13 protein-coding genes and 1 tRNA gene are annotated in these 18008 nt (G+C 36.8%); 5 read left to right on the plus strand and 9 right to left on the minus strand.

Going from position 1 to position 18008, the window contains the following annotated elements:
• Positions 1 to 48: 48 nt before the first annotated feature.
• A tRNA-Leu gene (locus ACK4HO_RS02370) sits at positions 49 to 130 on the minus strand.
• 106 nt (positions 131 to 236) lie between these two features.
• Here ACK4HO_RS02370 and ACK4HO_RS02375 point away from each other — a divergent pair.
• Both ACK4HO_RS02375 and ACK4HO_RS02380 read left to right on the plus strand, forming a co-directional pair.
• On the plus strand, positions 237 to 1625 hold the full coding sequence (locus ACK4HO_RS02375) for a dipeptidase (RefSeq protein WP_409662042.1): 1389 nt from the start codon (positions 237 to 239) through the stop codon (positions 1623 to 1625).
• 165 nt (positions 1626 to 1790) lie between these two features.
• Positions 1791 to 2891, plus strand: coding sequence for a DUF4407 domain-containing protein (locus ACK4HO_RS02380; protein ID WP_409662045.1), 1101 nt, complete (start codon positions 1791 to 1793; stop codon positions 2889 to 2891).
• An 82-nt stretch (positions 2892 to 2973) separates the two neighbouring features.
• Here the strand turns inward: ACK4HO_RS02380 and ACK4HO_RS02385 are convergent, their stop codons facing one another.
• From ACK4HO_RS02385 to ACK4HO_RS02410, 6 genes are all read right to left on the minus strand, one after another.
• A complete protein-coding gene (locus ACK4HO_RS02385) occupies positions 2974 to 3681 on the minus strand; it encodes a PH domain-containing protein (RefSeq protein WP_409662048.1) in 708 nt (235 codons plus the stop codon).
• A 45-nt stretch (positions 3682 to 3726) separates the two neighbouring features.
• A complete protein-coding gene (locus tag ACK4HO_RS02390; protein ID WP_409662050.1) occupies positions 3727 to 4098 on the minus strand; it encodes an MmcQ/YjbR family DNA-binding protein in 372 nt (123 codons plus the stop codon).
• Positions 4099 to 4101: 3 nt separating this feature from the next.
• The gene (locus ACK4HO_RS02395; RefSeq protein ID WP_409662053.1) at positions 4102 to 4860 is read right to left on the minus strand and encodes a cyclase family protein; all 759 of its coding nucleotides are present in this window, start codon (positions 4858 to 4860) and stop codon (positions 4102 to 4104) included.
• 11 nt (positions 4861 to 4871) lie between these two features.
• Entirely contained in the window at positions 4872 to 6005 is a 1134-nt protein-coding gene (gene hemW / locus ACK4HO_RS02400; protein ID WP_409662056.1) for a radical SAM family heme chaperone HemW, read from the minus strand.
• Positions 6006 to 6068: 63 nt separating this feature from the next.
• Positions 6069 to 6623, minus strand: a complete 555-nt coding sequence (gene ruvC, locus ACK4HO_RS02405) for a crossover junction endodeoxyribonuclease RuvC (protein WP_236397826.1) — start codon at positions 6621 to 6623, stop codon at positions 6069 to 6071.
• Between the two features lie 100 nt (positions 6624 to 6723).
• The gene (locus ACK4HO_RS02410) at positions 6724 to 9987 is read right to left on the minus strand and encodes a reprolysin-like metallopeptidase (RefSeq protein ID WP_409662059.1); all 3264 of its coding nucleotides are present in this window, start codon (positions 9985 to 9987) and stop codon (positions 6724 to 6726) included.
• A 163-nt stretch (positions 9988 to 10150) separates the two neighbouring features.
• Here ACK4HO_RS02410 and ACK4HO_RS02415 point away from each other — a divergent pair, with 163 nt between their 5' ends.
• Together ACK4HO_RS02415 and ACK4HO_RS02420 are read left to right on the plus strand one after the other, a co-directional pair.
• Positions 10151 to 11068: a hypothetical protein gene (locus ACK4HO_RS02415; protein ID WP_409662062.1), complete on the plus strand. Its 918-nt coding sequence runs from the start codon at positions 10151 to 10153 to the stop codon at positions 11066 to 11068.
• Positions 11059 to 12192, plus strand: a complete 1134-nt coding sequence (locus tag ACK4HO_RS02420; protein WP_409662065.1) for a glycosyltransferase family 2 protein — start codon at positions 11059 to 11061, stop codon at positions 12190 to 12192. Before ACK4HO_RS02415 ends, ACK4HO_RS02420 begins: the two co-directional genes overlap by 10 nt.
• Positions 12193 to 12198: 6 nt before the next feature.
• Here ACK4HO_RS02420 and ACK4HO_RS02425 read toward each other — a convergent pair whose 3' ends face one another.
• Complete coding sequence (locus tag ACK4HO_RS02425; protein WP_409662067.1) at positions 12199 to 12675, minus strand: hypothetical protein; 477 nt, start codon at positions 12673 to 12675, stop codon at positions 12199 to 12201.
• Positions 12676 to 12792: 117 nt separating this feature from the next.
• On the minus strand, positions 12793 to 16101 hold the full coding sequence (locus tag ACK4HO_RS02430; protein ID WP_409662070.1) for a T9SS type A sorting domain-containing protein: 3309 nt from the start codon (positions 16099 to 16101) through the stop codon (positions 12793 to 12795).
• A 725-nt stretch (positions 16102 to 16826) separates the two neighbouring features.
• Between ACK4HO_RS02430 and ACK4HO_RS02435 the strand changes: the two genes are divergently transcribed.
• Positions 16827 to 18008 carry a site-specific integrase gene (locus ACK4HO_RS02435; protein WP_409662073.1) on the plus strand — a complete coding sequence of 394 codons (1182 nt, stop codon included), beginning with the start codon at positions 16827 to 16829 and terminating at the stop codon, positions 18006 to 18008.

Consider the following 18008-nt stretch of genomic DNA (forward strand, 5'->3'; position numbering starts at 1 on the left):
CGTCCTATGTAACAAAAAAAGTCCGAAACTTTCATTTCGGACTTTCTGTGCGGGTAATAGGACTCGAACCTACACGCCTTGCGGCACCAGATCCTAAGTCTGGCACGTCTACCAATTTCGCCATACCCGCAAAATGGTGAGTGCAAATATAATCATAACTTCAAACTTTCAAAGGAAATTTATTAAAAAAAATTACGCCCAATTTTGTACTTTTGAGGCACAACAAATTTAAACCCATGGACAACATAAAAAACTACGTTCAACAAAACAAAGAACGTTTTATAAACGAGTTAATTGAACTCCTTAAAATCCCATCTGTAAGTGCCGACAGCGCTTATGCCCAAGAAGTAATCAACACTGCCGATGCCGTAAAAGCCAGCTTGGAAAAAGCCGGTTGTAAATTTGTGGAAATCTGTGAAACACCGGGTTATCCGATTGTTTTCGGAGAACACATTATCGACAAGAATTTACCAACAGTTTTGGTTTACGGTCATTACGATGTACAACCACCGGATCCAATCGATTTATGGACATCGCCACCATTTGAACCCGTAATCAAAACTACCGAAATTCATCCTGAAGGCGCGATTTTTGCACGTGGTGCTTGTGATGACAAAGGTCAAATGTACATGCACGTAAAGGCTTTTGAATACATGATTCAAAGTAATTCACTTCCGTGTAACGTTAAGTTTATGATTGAAGGCGAAGAAGAAGTGGGGTCAAAAAGTTTAGGTTGGTTCGTTGAAAGAAACCAAGAAAAACTAAGCTGCGACGTGATTTTAATTTCCGATACGGGAATGATTTCCAATCAACAACCGAGTATCACAACCGGTTTGCGTGGTTTGAGTTATGTTGAAGTAGAAGTTACCGGACCAAATCGCGATTTACATTCAGGTTTATATGGCGGCGCTGTGGCTAATCCAATCAATGTGTTGACCAAAATGATCGCTTCGTTGCATGATGAAAACAACCACATTACTATTCCGGGATTTTATGCCAAAGTACAAGAACTTTCGGCTGCCGAAAGAGCAGAAATGGCGAAAGCACCTTTCTCGTTAGACAAATACAAACAAGCCTTAGACATCGCCGATATTTATGGTGAATCGGGTTATGTGACCAATGAAAGAAACTCCATTCGTCCAACCTTAGACGTTAACGGAATTTGGGGTGGCTACACCGGTGAAGGTGCGAAAACGGTTATCGCCAGTAAAGCTTACGCCAAAATCTCAATGCGTTTGGTACCAAACCAAGACTGGGAAGAAATCACAGAATTGTTCAAAAACCATTTTGAAAGTATTGCGCCAAAAGCGGTGAAGGTGAAAGTTACACCACATCATGGCGGACAAGGTTATGTAACACCTATTGACAGCATTGGGTATAAAGCAGCCAATAAAGCTTATACCGAAACCTTCGGAGTTCAAGCGATTCCGGTGCGTTCAGGAGGAAGTATTCCGATTGTGGCTTTGTTTGAGAAAGAATTAAAATCTAAAACAATTCTAATGGGTTTTGGTTTAGATTCTGATGCGATACACTCGCCGAATGAGCATTTCGGAGTTTTCAATTACTTGAAAGGCATTGAAACGATTCCATTGTTTTATAAATATTTTGTGGAACTTTCAAAATAGTTAACCACAGATTCACAAATTATTAATCTGCTCTTTCTTTTTGATTGAGCGGATTTTTTATTAAAAATCAACGCCTTACAATAAACTAAAACTTTTGGCGTTATATTTGTATAATCATCAATCATCAAAATCATCCGAACCCGTTTCGGAGTAAAATCAATCATCATGTTAAAACGTTTCTTCCTCCTTTGTTCCGGTGTCGACACTGACATAGTGAACTCTTGTTCCAATGGTGAACAAAACAAATACGCCGGCATCGGAGCCACGGTATTTTTTACAGCAGTTATGGCTTTTATAGCCGGTAGTTATGCCCTTTACACTGTTTTTGACAATATTTATACCGCAGTTTTCTTTGGACTAATTTGGGGATTTTTAATTTTCAATTTGGATAGATTTATTGTTTCTACCATCAAAAAAAGAGATAGTTTTTTAGACGAATTCATCCAAGCTTCACCGCGAATTGTGTTGGCGATTATTATTGCTATCGTGATTTCGAAACCTTTGGAAATCAAAATTTTTGAAAAAGAAATCAATACCGTTTTATTAAAGGAGAAAAATGAAATGGCCATCGCCAATAAAAATCAGGTGACCAATTATTTCAAAGGCGATGTCGATCAAAACAAAGCTGAAATCGACAGTTTAAAATCCTCGATTGCCAAAAAAGAAAAAGAAGTTTCAGCCTTATACGATTCCTACATCACCGAAGCGGAAGGCTCAGCCGGAACCAAGAAAATGGGAAAAGGACCTATTTATAAAGAGAAACGTGCTGCCCATGATTTGGCAACCAAACAATTGGATTCATTGAAAATCAATAGTGCCAAAATCATAGCCGATAAAGAGATTAGGGCTAAAACACTTCAAAGTGATTTAGACAAAAAAGTATCTGATAGCCAACCCATTATTGACAGTTTCGACGGTTTAATGGCGAGAATTAATGCTTTAGGGAAATTACCTTGGTTGCCTTCGTTCTTTATCATGTTACTATTTTTAGCGATTGAAACTTCACCGATTTTTGCCAAATTATTATCGCCAAAAGGTGAATACGATTTGAAACAAGAAGACCAAGAAATGGGCATCAAAAACGTAATTGAGCAAAACCGTTATCAAAGCGAATTGCAGAAAAAAACCGATGCGGAAATCTACGATAAAGTCTATGCCGACATTCGCGACGACAAAGAAATCTACAACTACAAGAAAAAAGGCGCTATCGAATTGCTCAAGCTTCAAGCGGATGGTTTTGTGGATAAGCAGAAGAAGTCGATGTAGTAGGCATTAGGCAAAAGTAAAAAAGGCAATAGTTAAATAATTACTTAACTATTGCCTTTTGCCTTATCACTATTGCCTTAAATTACATATGGCTCAAAATCTCTTTTTTGTAGTTATCATATTCGCCTTGAAGAATCAAGCCGTTATCTAACAACTTTTTGTAGTTCTGTAATTTTTCGAACAACTCGTCTTGCGATAACTCGGCCAAACCTGATTTATCATCCGGAAATTGCTTTTCATCACGGTAACCCGATTGCTCTACCGGAATAATTTCGGCATAATTGGTTACTTCTTCGGTAGCTACATCTTCAATAACTTCTGCTTCTTCAACGACTTGTGGTTCTTCAATAACCTCAGCTTTGGGTTGCTCAATAATTAGCGTTTCCACTTTTGGATGTTTTAATAAATCCAATTGTTCTTTGGCAAAAGTGTATAATTTTCGCGCTTGATTTTTGGGTAAATAATCAACCGTATGCGTTAAATCTGATTTTGTAGAAAACGTAAAATCGGCTCCTAAAATGCCTTCTTTTACAAAACTGGCTTCTATATCATCCCAATCATAATCAATGAATTCCATCGATAAACCTAAATTTTTAGGCTTGCAAAGGATGATTCTTTTATTGGTTACAACAATACTATCAGGAAACATGTTTACCGCAGGCTTTTTTTGTACCGCAATGTAACCGATATGTTCGTTTGACATTAATAAATTATCCAACTTATTGGTGATTTTCTCGATCGCTTTTGGGTCTTGGTCTTCGTTTAATATCTTCTTTAAATTGTCTAACATGGTTTGTGTTTTAATTTGACGCAATATTTTTAGCAAAAGTAATGCCTAATTCTCATTTTCGAGAATTTCGTTTTGACTTTTTTTGGTCAAACTTTTGAAAACCAATTCATAGGAATGATTAATCAGTTCACACATCATTTTATCAGAAACATCGCTGTTAAAACTTATGGTATTCCAATGGATTTTGCTCATGTGATAACCGGGTTGTATCGCCTCGAATTCAGCCCGAAGTTCTTCACCACGTTCCGGATCACATTTTAAATTGAGCGCAGGCGTTCCTTTTTCCCATTCCTTTAACGATGTCAGACAAAACATTTTGCCACCGACTTTAAACACCAAAGTGTCTTCGTCAAACGGAAAGTGCTCGGTTACTGCTTTTTTGGAAAGACAGAATTCGTAAAGCTGTTGGATATTCATTTTTTAGTATTCAATTCTATACAAAACCGGTTTGCTTGGCGAGGCGTCATTTTCAAACGAAGCAATTTGAATATTGAGAATGTAACCTCCGTCTTGGATTTCATCGTTTACATAAATCATTTCGGTAATCGTGGAATCCAATCTCGCATCTGTATTGAGATTATCGACATTTTTTACATTCCAAAAAGCTTTGTGTGCCAATAGTCTTCCTTCGTCTTCTTCCCTATCTACGCTTGGCAAATCAATCAACAAGTGCTTGATTCCGCTTTCGCGAATAAAAATCGCTGCGTCTTCGGCTAAATATGGCGGATTGGTATTAGAATAGTTTTTGTGTTTTTTGTTAGTCCCATTAGGTAAGGTCCGAATGACAATAGCTTCAGGTATTTTACTTCCTAAAGCGGACACTATTTGAAATTTAGTAATAATCAAATCATCTACTATGCTTTCGGGTTCAATCGAAATCAATTCGGCAGTAAAGAAAAACTGTTTCAAACATTGGTTAATACTGTAAAATTCTTTAGTGATATGCCCGAGACATTCGGTGTGTGTCCCGTGTCCGTGAGGATTGAAGAAAATATTATTGAAATTGGTCGAACTGCCTTCGGAAACTTTTCCAACCCAATCTCCGAATTTTACCGGTTTAATTTCGGGTTTTTCGATATACCACGCAATCGGATTGGCATCCGTATTAGATAATGGAAGGGAAATATCAATCGGTTTTGATAAATCGATTTGGAATGTATTATTGATTACTGCTTTCAATGGAATAGATTTTACTCCAAATTTAGCAAAAACAAATCACTTGCAATTCCGTCTCCCAAAAACTTGCCGCTTTTGGTAGTTCGCAAAATATTGTCGTCTACAAAAAGCAAATGGTCTTCGATGTATTTGGCGGATTGTTGGTTGAGATAGTCTAAATATTTTGGCCCAAACTCGGTTTCGATTCTATCTAAAGAAACACCCCAAATCGTGCGCAAACCGGTCATGATGTATTCGTTGTAGCGGTCGGTTTTGGTTAAGGTTTCGGTTTCAATCGGGACTTTATTTTCGGCTAAAGATTTTAGGTAAAGCGAGTTATTGGACACATTCCAACCTCGTTTTTCGCCATCATAACTGTGTGCTGACGGACCGATTCCGATATATTTTTTGCCCAACCAATAACTAGAATTGTTTTTGGAAAAATAGTTTTCTTTTCCAAAATTGGACAACTCATAATGGATAAAACCATTTTCTTCGAGTTTGTCCACCAATAAATTAAAATGCTCCTGCGCTAATTCATCATCGAGTTGCGGAATTACACCTTGCTTTATAAACTTATGTAATGCGGTTTTCGGCTCAACAGTGAGCGCATAACTCGAAATGTGCGGAATGTTATACGACAAAGCCGTTTCGATGTTCTGAAGCCATTTTTCGTTGCTCATGTTGGGCATGCCGTAGATCAAATCGATGGTGATGTTATCGAAATACTTGGTGGCAATTTCCAGACATTTTTTGGCTTCAGCCACATTGTGTGCGCGATTCATCAGTTTCAAATCGTCTTCAAAAAAAGATTGGATTCCGATGGACAAGCGGTTGATTTGGTTATTCGCCAATTCGGTTATTCGGGTTTCTGTAAGGTCATCCGGATTGGCTTCGACCGTGATTTCGGGATTGTCGGCGACTTTGTAATTTTGGAAAACTGTATCAATCAACAATCGCAAATCTGAAGTCTGCAAAATACTCGGAGTTCCGCCACCGAAGTAAATGGTTTCAACAACTTCATCCTTAAACTCATCTTTTCGCAAGGCAATTTCTTTGGCTAAAGCCAAAACCATTTCGTCTTTTTTCTTTAAGGAAGTCGAAAAATGAAAGTCACAGTAATGACAGGCTTGTTTACAGAAAGGAATATGGATGTAGATGCCGCTCATTTTAGTGGTCAGTGGTCAGTGGTCAGTGGTCAGAACTAATTACTAAACACTGAAAACTGCAAACTATTTTTTTATTCGTTCTTCATTCTGTTTTACAAAAGCATCCCAACCGGTATAACTCTTAGTTCCAGTCACTTTTCCTGAGTTGAAAAAATGGCAAACCGCTGCGGCTAAACCGTCTGTGGAATCGAGATTTTTGGGTAATTCTTTTAAGCCTAAAAGTTGTTGGAGCATTTTGGCTACTTGTTCTTTGCTGGCATTTCCGTTTCCGGTGATGGCCATTTTTATTTTTTTGGGTTCGTATTCGGTGATGGGAATTTGACGCGATAAACCGGCTGCCATTGCAACACCTTGCGCTCTTCCGAGTTTCAACATCGATTGCACATTCTTTCCGAAAAAAGGTGCTTCAATCGCAATTTCATCTGGATGATGGGTTTCTATAAGCTCGATAGTTCGCTCAAAAATCACTTTCAGTTTGGTGTAATGGTCATCATATTTGCTTAAAATGAGTTCATTCAATTGAATGAATTCCATTTTTTTATTGACAACTTTAATCAATCCAAAACCCATAATAGTTGTTCCGGGGTCAATGCCTAATATGATGCGTTCGTTGGCCAAAATGCGATGATTTATTTTGGTAAAAATAGGAAAACAATTAATGGATTCCATGAAAAAAGGCCGTTAAAAAACGACCTTTCTTTTATTTAACTTTCACCAATTATTGCTTGATGAATTTCTTAGTAATTTCATTTTTACCGTCTTTTACTTTAACCAAGTAAATGCCCGACTGTAAATTGTTTAATTGTATATTTTCATTAAAGAATCCATTATTGGTATAAGTATTCAAATAAATTTGTCTTCCTCTTACGTCATATATTGAAAGTTCAATTTTTTCAGATGAAGTCGAATTGAATTGAATGTTGAAATCTCCGTTATTTGGATTTGGATACAAACTGAAATTTTGAATAGAATTTTCTTCAACACTAAGCGGAACTGCAACAGTACTACACAATCTTAAACTCCAGCTATTGATGGCACCACCATCTTGGTTGAACGAGTCTAAAACTCTCAACGTCCAAACGCCGTTCATGGTTTGACCATTGAAAGCCGTTAACGATTGAATAGGTTGAATAGTTCCCGAAATGGCCGGATTGGTTTCACAAACTAAAGGAATTCCCGAATCATCAAAAGTAGCGTTGATATTAGACAAACTATCACTGGTACAAGGTTGAACAACTAGTTGCACCTGCGTTCCTGTAGGGCTTATTAATGTAATAGTCATATCGTTTACCCAAGTATGAGCAATATTCATGGTTACATTTACATCAGAAATAACATTGGTTGAAGCAACATTTAGTGTTGAATTAGCTGTTACGTTTGCTGTAGTTGGAATGTTTATAGGCACGTTAGTTGAACTGAAAACAGTACAATCAGGCTGTCCGGTTTTAAACAGATTAGCGGCACTATAATTACCTACACAAGAATTGTTTTTTGGTAAAACTCTCCATACATATTGAGTTGAATCTAACAATCCTGTCACATTATAAGAATTGGTTGTAACGGTAGCAGAAGCAACAATATTACTAAAATTATCATCCGTAGCCACTTGAACATCATACATAGTAGCATTTGAATTGGCAGGCCATGTTAGGGTAATCGTTGTTGGAATACCAATTTGTAAATGTCCGGGATAGGTTAATCCTTGTGTTGGGAAGTTAGAATTAAATAACTCTAAGTAAAATGGTACTGTTCTGGTTGTTGCTCCTGAAGTTGCTGTAACTACCATTGAATAGAATCCCGGCGTTCCGGCACCTGTATTACTGATAGTTAGCGTTACATTTCCATTTGCCGAAAGACTACTTGGCGTCAAAGTTGCCGTAGTTCCGGCAGGATGACCGGTAACCGTAAAATTGGTTGTACCACTGAAACCTGCATAAGTTGAATACGGGAAAGTATAAGATACCGTACTACCCGTACAAATTTGTTTGTTTTGTTCTTCAGCCACACCACTAAAAGCTATAGCGAATGAAGAAGTTGGAGCTGCTATGGTAAAGTTGGCATTAGAAATATCATAAAAAATATGTCTGTATCCTCTAACCATTACTCTGTTAGTCGTTCCAACATTATTAGGTACGGTTATCGTTTCCGAACCATCATTTGGTACTTTACTGGCCAATAAAATAGGATATGTATTTCCTCCATCGGTAGAAAGGTAAATATCTACATATTGTGCGTTTACGCCGTTTGCTGTAGTTCCTGCGACAGCCCATGTTACATTTTGATTCGTCCCAACAGTCCAGCTAACCGCAGTGTTTGGTTCTGATACTAAGAATGGTCCGGCAGTTCCGTTTACTGTAACTGTCATACCATCTGTAGCGGTTTGACCAGCACCAGCATAATTATCTCTTACGGTTAAAACAAAGTTTAATGTTCTGGCTACTGAACTCAATGCTTCTACAAGAATATCTGTTCCTTGTGTAGTAGATTGATTAGCAATCACTCTAGCCAAAGGCGGGAAATACCTGCTTGGTGAAGTATTCGGGTTGTAAGAACGCCAGTTTGGTCCGCCTGTTTTAGTAGCTGACGCTGCACTAGCTGCACCGGTTTGATTGGTGGCAGAATCGTTTTGTTCCCAACAGTAAGTCAGTGAATCACCATTAGCATCAGTTGCCGTTCCGGTTAAGATAAAAGGCGTGCTTTTTGGAATAGTATAATCTAAACCTTCGCTAACCACTGGGGCAACATTGGTCAAAGTAATTCTGGTTGGACAAGTTTTACCTACCATATTGTCTTCAATTTGCTTGATGGAAGCGTATACAAAATAAGCATCAGAATTAGGCTGAACATCTTGTGCTGTGATACCGGCATATCCCATGATGGTTGATCCCGAACCCACTTCTACATTTACACCACTGCCTTCTACATTTTGAGAAAAAGTATGATTTCCACCAAACTGATGTCCTAATTCGTGAGCTACATAATCAATATCAAAGGTATCTCCCATTGGTACACCATTGGAAGGCGATGTAATTCCTCTACCTTTTATACCGTCAACACATACACAACCGATACAACCGGCATTTCCTCCACCACCGGTAGAACCGAACATATGTCCTACATCATAATTATCTTCCCCAATCATATTGGTTAAGGTTGTTTGCAATTGGTTGTTCCAATTGGCCATCGTAGTGTATGGATCAGTACCGGCATTTGTATAAATAACCAATGCATTGTTGTCAATCAAATTCATGTGAATGGCCAAATCTTTTTCAAATACTCCATTCACTCTTGTCATTGTAGCATTCATAGCTGCCAAAGCATTAGCCACTGTACCTCCAAAATATGCCGTATATTCTCCATTACAAGACAAGGCCAATCTGAAAATAAGCAATTCTCCTGAATTTGAAGAAGGTGACAATGAATTTTGTCTTTGCAGACTATTAGAAAGATTTACATCAACAGTTGAACAAGTAAACGGCAATCCGCCATTTTCTCTGCTCGATTGATAAACTGCATAAACATTCCCATCAACCGAATAAGGTTCGATAAATTCGTTTCGCCTTCCAGTTCTGAAAATCATAGCTTGCATACCGCTATCATCCATACTAAGTCTAATTTGTGCTTTGGTATCATCAATTCCAACACCTATGTAAGAGCGAATATTTGGAAATTGCATTTGCAATCCTGGTGAAAAATTTGAAAATTCAAACATTTGAAAACGCTCTGTAGTACCACTTACATTCGGAACCGTAATGATAATATTTGATTGGTTAGTGGTCAATCTGTTTGGAGCGGATTGTAAAGCCGATTTGATTTCAGCCAACTGAGCATTATAAAGTCGGTATTCATTTGGAAATGTCGAACGTTGAACCTGCTTTAAAGGCTCGATATTTTGACGTGTTGTGGCTTCCCAAGCTTTTGATTTTTGAGAATAACCAATGAAACTTGTCAAAATAAGAAGCAGAATTGTAATTTTTTTCATCGCTAATTTTAGTTTTTTTCGGGTTGTTTTAGTAGTTTTTAAAGGAATTTTTAATCAAAGGCGTAAAAATATGTATTTTTTTCAAAAAAACAATTTTTCAGACCTAAGTTTATGATTAATAGATATTTTAGGATTCAAATCAGGATATCCGTTACTTTGCGGTATGAAAAATCTTCTCCGAAATAAATACTTTTTATTTATTGTCAAGCTAACTATCGTTTTGCTTTCCTTTTATTTTATTTATGGAGAATTAAAAAACAATGACCAACTTGATTGGACAAAATTCTTTCTTTTGCTCGAAGAGAAACAATCTTTTTTAGGCATATTATTTTTGCTTTCGTTTAGTGTTGCCAATCGTTTTTTGGAAATCCTAAAGTGGCAAAACTTGGTTTCTTTTATCCGACCTATTTCCGTTAGCGAATCGACCAAACAAGTGCTTGGAGCTCTGACTGCCGGAATTTTTACCCCAAATGGTTTAGGAGAATATGCCGGTAAAGCTTTGTATTTTGACAAAAAGAAAACCAAAAAAGTTATTTTTCTGAACCTCATTTGCAACGGCATTCAAATGATTTTGACGATTATTTTCGGAACGATTGGGTTATGGACTTTGGGTTATGAGTTTTGGGCTTTGGGTATTATTGGTATTTGTATTGTGTTTTTGGGCATTTCTTTTTTGACAAAATCACTCAAAGTCAAAGGCTATTCTATCGAGAAACTTTTATCCAAAATCAACGAAATCCCAAAGACTATTCACCGAAAAAACATCTTTTTGGCTATTGGCCGTTATTTGGTTTTTTCGCACCAATACTATTTTTTATTTCTGGCTTTTGATGTAGATTTACCTTATCTAACGATGATGGCTTCGATTGCGGCGGTTTATTTTTTGGCTTCTTCTTTACCGAGTTTTCAGTTTTTGGATTTTGCCGTAAAAGGAAGTGTGGCGCTTTTTTTCTTCGAAAAGTTGGGCGTTAACGAATGGATAGTCGTTTTCATTTCTACACTGATGTGGTTTTTGAATGTAGTGTTGCCGGTGGTTATCGGAAGTTATTTTGTCTTAAAATTTAAACCCAAATGGAATTAATCACAATTGTGCTTTACCTGATTTTAGTTGTTTATGTTATGCTTATGATCCAATTGATTTTGGGTTATGACAAAGTCAAAACTTTCAAAAGAACACAGGTTGAACCCAAAACGGCTTTCTCTATCATTGTTCCTTTTCGCAATGAGGAGCAAAATTTACCCAAACTATTACAATCGTTTTCTAAACTGAATTATCCTTATAAGTTAATTGAAATTGTGATGGTGGATGATTTTTCGACCGACAGTTCGGAGCGTATTTGTATCAAATGGCGTTTGGACCATGAATTTTTGGATACTACACTTTTGGAAAATTTACGTTTATCGAATTCACCGAAAAAAGATGCCATCGGACGAGCGGTTCCCATCATCAAACACGATTGGATTATCACTACGGATGCTGATTGTACAGTGAATAAAAACTGGCTACTTACGTTGGACAATTACATTCAAAAACACCAACCTGAAATGATAGTCGGAGCGGTGAAATACAACACCAAAAACAACTGGTTTCATAAATTCCAGCAGTTGGATTTGTTGAGTTTGCAAGGCACTACGATAGGCAGCTTTGGGATTGGAAAACCGTTTATGTGTAATGGTGCCAATTTTGCTTATACCAAAAAACTCTTTAGAGAAATTGGTGGTTTTGAAGGGATTTCCAAAAATGCAAGTGGCGATGATGTTTTCTTGTTGCAAAAAGCCACTAAAAAGCATTTGGACAAAATTCATTACCTAAAAAATGCGGAAAGTATCGTTAAAACCAAACCGGAAAACGATTTGTTTGAGTTCTTTATGCAACGCGTTCGTTGGGCAAGTAAAACTACAGGCTATCAAAGCGGTTACGCGAAGTTTTTAGCGGTTATTGTGTTGTTGATGAATCTTGGATTGGTTGGCTGTTGGCTATTGGCTCTTGTTGGGAAATTTGACTGGAGTATTTTGCTTGGTGTGTTTTCGGCTAAATATTTGGTAGATTACTGGTTGCTTTATAAAACCAACAAATACTTACTGAAAGGCCAATGGATTTTACCTCTAGCGACCAGCGTGATTTATCCTTTTTATTCGAGTTTGGTTGGGATTTATTCTTTGTTTGGCAGCTTTTCTTGGAAAGGCAGAAGGTTTTCTAAATAGCCCGGATTATTCCTGCTTAATAATCACCGGAAGCACAAACTGCGTCTTTACCGGAATGCCTCTTTTGAGTGCCGGATTTACTTTAGGAAAATCAATCAACCGCGCAAGGAGAATACTGTCGATTTTGATGGTGTCGTAGGCTACGGAATCTTTGGGGAATTCGGGGTTGAATTCTAAAGTAGCATCGGGCAAAATGGTCACTCTGACTTCTATGGTGTCTAATTTTGGGAACATGGTGGCCAAAGTATCGATGGCTAATTTTTGCTCAATAGTAGCCGTTAGAAAGTCGAAAAAGCATTGTTTGCGTTGATTGGCATCGGACAGTTTTTCGCAATCAGCTACGGATGGATATTCATCGACCTCTTTCCAATTGATTTCCTTCATTTGTTGGTCGAGCAATTCTTGTTCGGAAGGTACTTTCTTCTCCAAGTATTGGCAGGAAAAACAAAAGGTCAGTAAAAATAAAGCGAGTGCTTTTTTCATGTAAGGTTCCATCGGATTAACAGTTTCAAAAATAAGAAATTATATTCACGAAGCTACGGTTTGCCCAAAAAAGAAAAGCCTTCTCGAAAGAAGGCTTTGTTATTTGCAAGGTAAAATTTATTCGACTATCAATTTCTTCACTACTTTTAGGTTAGTATCTGTTGTTACTTCTAAAAGATACATGCCTTTGGAAACCGCCGACAAATCGAGTGTTTGTATTGATAACGCATTGGTTGGTTTTTGAGCCATAATCATTTTACCCGACACATCGGAAACGGCAATATAGGCAATAGTTCCTTCATTTTTCACTTGAATGGTCACGATATCTGAAACCGGATTCGGGTAGAAAACAAAATCAGCATTTTCGAATTCGCCAACACCCAGTTGTTGTACAAACTCCGTATTGAAAGTATTGGTCACAATGGCCGGATTGAAATCGAAATAAATTGAGGCGGTATTCGGTATGATATCACCTACTGCATAGCCTGCCATTGGCTTCACTTGGAATGTGATATATCCTTTTCCGATGTTAGTATTGGCCACAGATGGCGGCAACATAATATCATCAAAAAGCCAATTAATATTGTTTCCAATTCTGTCCATGATGTATGGGTGACTGGCGCTTACCATTCGAATAGAATTTTCGTCTAAATTGGCATCTAATACATCATTAACTCTAACATTAATTGCGCTGGCCGTTCCTGTATTTTCAAAACGAATGGTATAAGTTAAATAATCGTTAGCGGTGAATGTTGAATGCAAAATTTGTTCTCCATGAGCTTCCATTTTATCATTCGGATCATAAGCACCTATTATAATTTGTGTGTTGGTAGCCGAATTGTTGGCCGGAACCAAATCACCGGTTAGCGGAACAATTGAAGCGGTATTGGTCAACAATCCTCCAATAGTTACTGTTGGAATCGTAGGCACTTGCATGTTTACCGTCATTTCTCTTGATTCAAAAGGCAATAAATTGGTAAAATCATAGGTAAATCCATTGGTAATTGGTGTTGTTCCCGATTGCGTATTGGTAAAGATTGTCAGCAAAGGATCATGATTGAAAGTTACCGTTCCAGCAGCTATGGTTTGGTTGCCATTGTTAGTATAAACAATTTTATTGATGTAATTAAATCCGGGTCTAGGTGAATTTACCGGAATAATATTAACGGCTAAATCGTTATAAGCTTGCGTTACGGTTATTGGGAAATTATAGACTTGCATTCCACCACCGATAATCACATTCACATTGCTGTATGAAGCCGTGGTTATGGCATAAGAAGCCGTATAATTTGGGTCAATGGTATAACTCAAATCATAGGAGTTAGAACCGTTGGTATCATAAATATTATAAACTCCTGTTGGAGAAACTATGTTGTGCACATTTCCATTGTTATTGACTTCATAAGTAAATTGTCCTAACGGGAAATTTTGTTCTCCGTTGTCCTGTGTTCCATTACTGTTAACATCTAAAAAGGCATTCAAACGCAATCCTGAACAGTCAATTGCACCGGTATTGGTAGTGTTGGCTTCTGTGATGGTTATTAATCCGGGATTGTTACTAAAGTTAGTTACCATCAATAAATAATATTGACCCGGTAATGCGTTTGGAATAAACGGATATTCTACTGCCGCAGCAGAATAACTACAAGATACAACATTACTAAGCAACATGCTTTGATTTCCGCAAGCCACTGTAGGCGATGTAAAAGGACCATACATAATATAATCGACATCCAACGGTTGTCCATTATTAGACACTTGATTCACTTGAAAAGTGATGTTTCCTGCCTGACTTACCGGTAAGTAAAACCATGTTGGATTTGGCGTAGTAAACAAACAACCGTACGCTCCTGTTGATGGTATGTTTGTAGTATTATTAAAAACTGTTCCTAATGCACTGCAAAGGGAATTGGCTTGAGAACAAGTATATGCAATATTGCAATTGGCAAAAACCTGTAATTGGAAACTGTAAATATTGTCACAACCATTAACAACAATTTCTCTAACAAAAACAGCAGTTGACTGACTTTGGATCCCAATATTTAAAGCAGAAGGATTGTTAAATGGAACGACTTGATTTTGGGCATTGGCCAAACTCGGATAATACTCTAAAGCATTAGTTGAATTGATTTGTGCCTGAACTGTTGTTAAATCAAAAGTAACCACACTATCATTGTCATCATCACATTGCTGCATATTATTTAATGGCGTAACTACACTGGAAACTGTTTCAACAATAACTGAGAAACCAAAAATTTGATACGTTTGATTGGCATTATTTTCCAATCGGGCAAATACTGCTTGTGAGGTTGAAGCACAGTAAGGAGAGGTTAAAGGATTAATATCATTTACAGCATCAGATTGGGAGTTGTGATAAGTAAGGGTGTATTCTGACGGATTTAAGGTGTTCATGATGAAAACATTGTTCGTATAAAAATCAAAACAAGCTAAACCGTTATCATTAACACATTGTCTTAAATCAACAGGTTGTCCGGGTAGTGGTGAGCAAGTTCCTGTATTATAAGTGATTGATGCCGAACTTGCACTCGTTCCATTATTGCCACAATTAGCACTAACCGAGAAAACATAAGTGGAATCACAAAGCAGGTTAGGAATTGTAACGGAACTCACCATCTGAGTATTAATGGATTGAATAGGACCGCCAATAATTTCATAAGTTACCGTGTAAGATATTGCGCCTGCACTCTGTGCCCAATCAAGGGTTATAGAGTCCGAAGTTATATTATCAATAAAAAATTGTTCCGGTGCAGGACAATTTGGGTTTTCACAAGTAATAGTAATTAATTCAACTACTCCGATAGCGAAACAACCGGTGTCTTGAAATTCAACTCTGTAAAAAATAGGTGGCTGAGTTGGTGCTCCAACCGGACTTATAAAACAACTCGTATTGGCGATTGCATTGGCATTGGATTGTGCATCGAACATGGTGGTAAAAAAAGAAACTGACAAACTCGGATCACTATTTAATATTTGCGGGATTACGGTAGTCAAATCCCAACAAGGAAAACTTGTGATTAGACTGGCACAATTAGTTACTGTAACATTCGGAGCTTCCGGTGTTGGATTAACCGTTAAATTATAAGTCAAAATCGTAACTTCACTAGTAGCTACTGTTACTATTCTAACAAAAATAGTTTGGGTAAAAGGATTAATATTTAAATACGGACTTGATAATGCGTTGGCACCTGTGGCCGCATCTGTCTGAGTTTCGTGATGGGTAATCACATAATCCTGAGCATTTAAATTCCCTAAGATCTCAAAAGAGATTTCACCCAGCCAAAAAACAGCGATTCCGTCATTGTTATCATCACACACATTGTTGAATTGTGAAGGCTGATTAAAATTTTGGGCTACTAAAATGGAGGTTGAAAAAAATAAAGCGAAAACAAGTAAAAGTTTTTTCATGTTTTAAAATTGGTTTGGTTGATTGACAATTGACCTTTGAGTAGTATTTATACTCAAAATGCGATGCAAGTTACAAATTTTCAATTAATTAGATAAAAAAAAGAAACAATCTCAAACGAAGTGTGACCGTAAATGTTTCAAAGCGAAAATTATTAGTCATTTTGAGACTTCTACAAAGCAAAAAAGCCATCCACAATAAAGTGGAAAGCTTTTCATTGGTCTAACTACTAAACCTGCTACGAGTTACAAAGTCGTAGCGAAACAACACAACTAATCTTAGATACTTTATTGGAGCCTCAAAAGAATTTTAAAATCCTATTTTGGGCAAAAAAGGTTTTCGTTTCCGAAAACCTTTCCCAATTTTAGCGGTCTGGACGGGACTCGAATTCCAATAAATATTCCCAGTATTTACTACACTTTAAGCGAATTGAAAAACTACAGGGGATGGCTTAGGGGTTGCATCTTGTAAATTTTAGTTGAGTTGTCTTCAAATCAAGTTACTTCAATGGAAAATATTTTTTTGTTTTTTTATCACAAAATCAGCCACATTTCTGTGGAAATTCGCATTTAACTGTGTTAAATAAAGGTTAAAGTTGTGATTGTAAATTTCAGCAAATCAGTGTATTAACTATTTTTGTCAGTTTTTATTTATATTTTAGCTCAAAATTACCTAAGCAAAAAAAGCTTCTGGGAGTTATTAGAATTATAATCCAAAATATAAAAGTATGGAAACAAATTATTTTACCGTGAGAGCGGTCTTACGAACGGACAAATTAAGAAAAGATGGAACTTGTCCAATTTACATTATTCTACAACGTAATAATGTAACCCAAAAATTATCTCTATCTGAATTCATTGAAGAGAAGTATTGGGATAAAACGACTGAATTAGGTATTGGCAAAGGCTTTGGTAATCTGAATGCTTTAATTAAAAAAGAAAAGCAGAACCTTGAGGATTTTATTCGACAAAGTAAAAGTTTGGGTAATTCTCTATCCAAAACTGACATTTCTAACTTTTGGAATGGAAAATCAGAAACCGAACCTGAAGAAGATTTAGCCTTTAGTAACTTCTATGAATCGTTTTGTAAACGTCATTTTCTAAATATTAGAGAAAGCACCCAAGTTCATTATGTAACTCTAGAAAAGAAAATCAAAGATTTTAAACCGACCTTAAAACTCTCGGAGGTTGATTATGCCTTTATGGTTGATTTTGATAATTATTTAATCGAAACGAAAAGCGGAAGATACAACATGATCAAATTCTTGAAAACTGTTTTAAAAGAGGCTGTCAAGATGGGAGTTCTAAAAAATGAATCTTGGAAAGGTTTCCAAAATGTATCACCTAATGCTAGAGAAGTATATTTAACTCCCGCAGAAATTAATCAAATTGAAGTTTGTGATTTATCTATAAAAAAGCATTTGGAACTAACTAGATGCATGTTTCTATTCAGTTGTTATACCGGTATGCGCTTTAGTGATGTTGTAGCGTTGAAAAAAAGTAATTACAAAAACGGGATTATTACTTTGAAGCAAGTTAAAACCGGTGTTGATTTAAAAGTCCCGGTAAATCTTCAAGCCAAAAAAATTATCTGTAGATTTTTTAGCAAAAGAAATGAAGACGATGCAATATTCCCCGAGATTGAAAACCAGACTGTAAATAGATATTTGAAATCGATTGGGAAAATTGCCGAGATAAAAAAGACGCTTCATTTCCATCTTGCTCGTCATACTTTCGGGACTACCTTACTCAATAACAATGTAAATGTTTTTTATATATCCAAAATGATGGGGCATAAAAAACTAAGTCAAACTTATGCCTATACAGGTGTGAATGTAGGCAAAATGAAAGATATTATGACTAACGTAAATTTCACTCCTAGAAGCGAGGGAACCCAACCTAATGGATAA

The organism is Flavobacterium sp., from assembly GCF_046296355.1.
Classification (GTDB): domain Bacteria; phylum Bacteroidota; class Bacteroidia; order Flavobacteriales; family Flavobacteriaceae; genus Flavobacterium.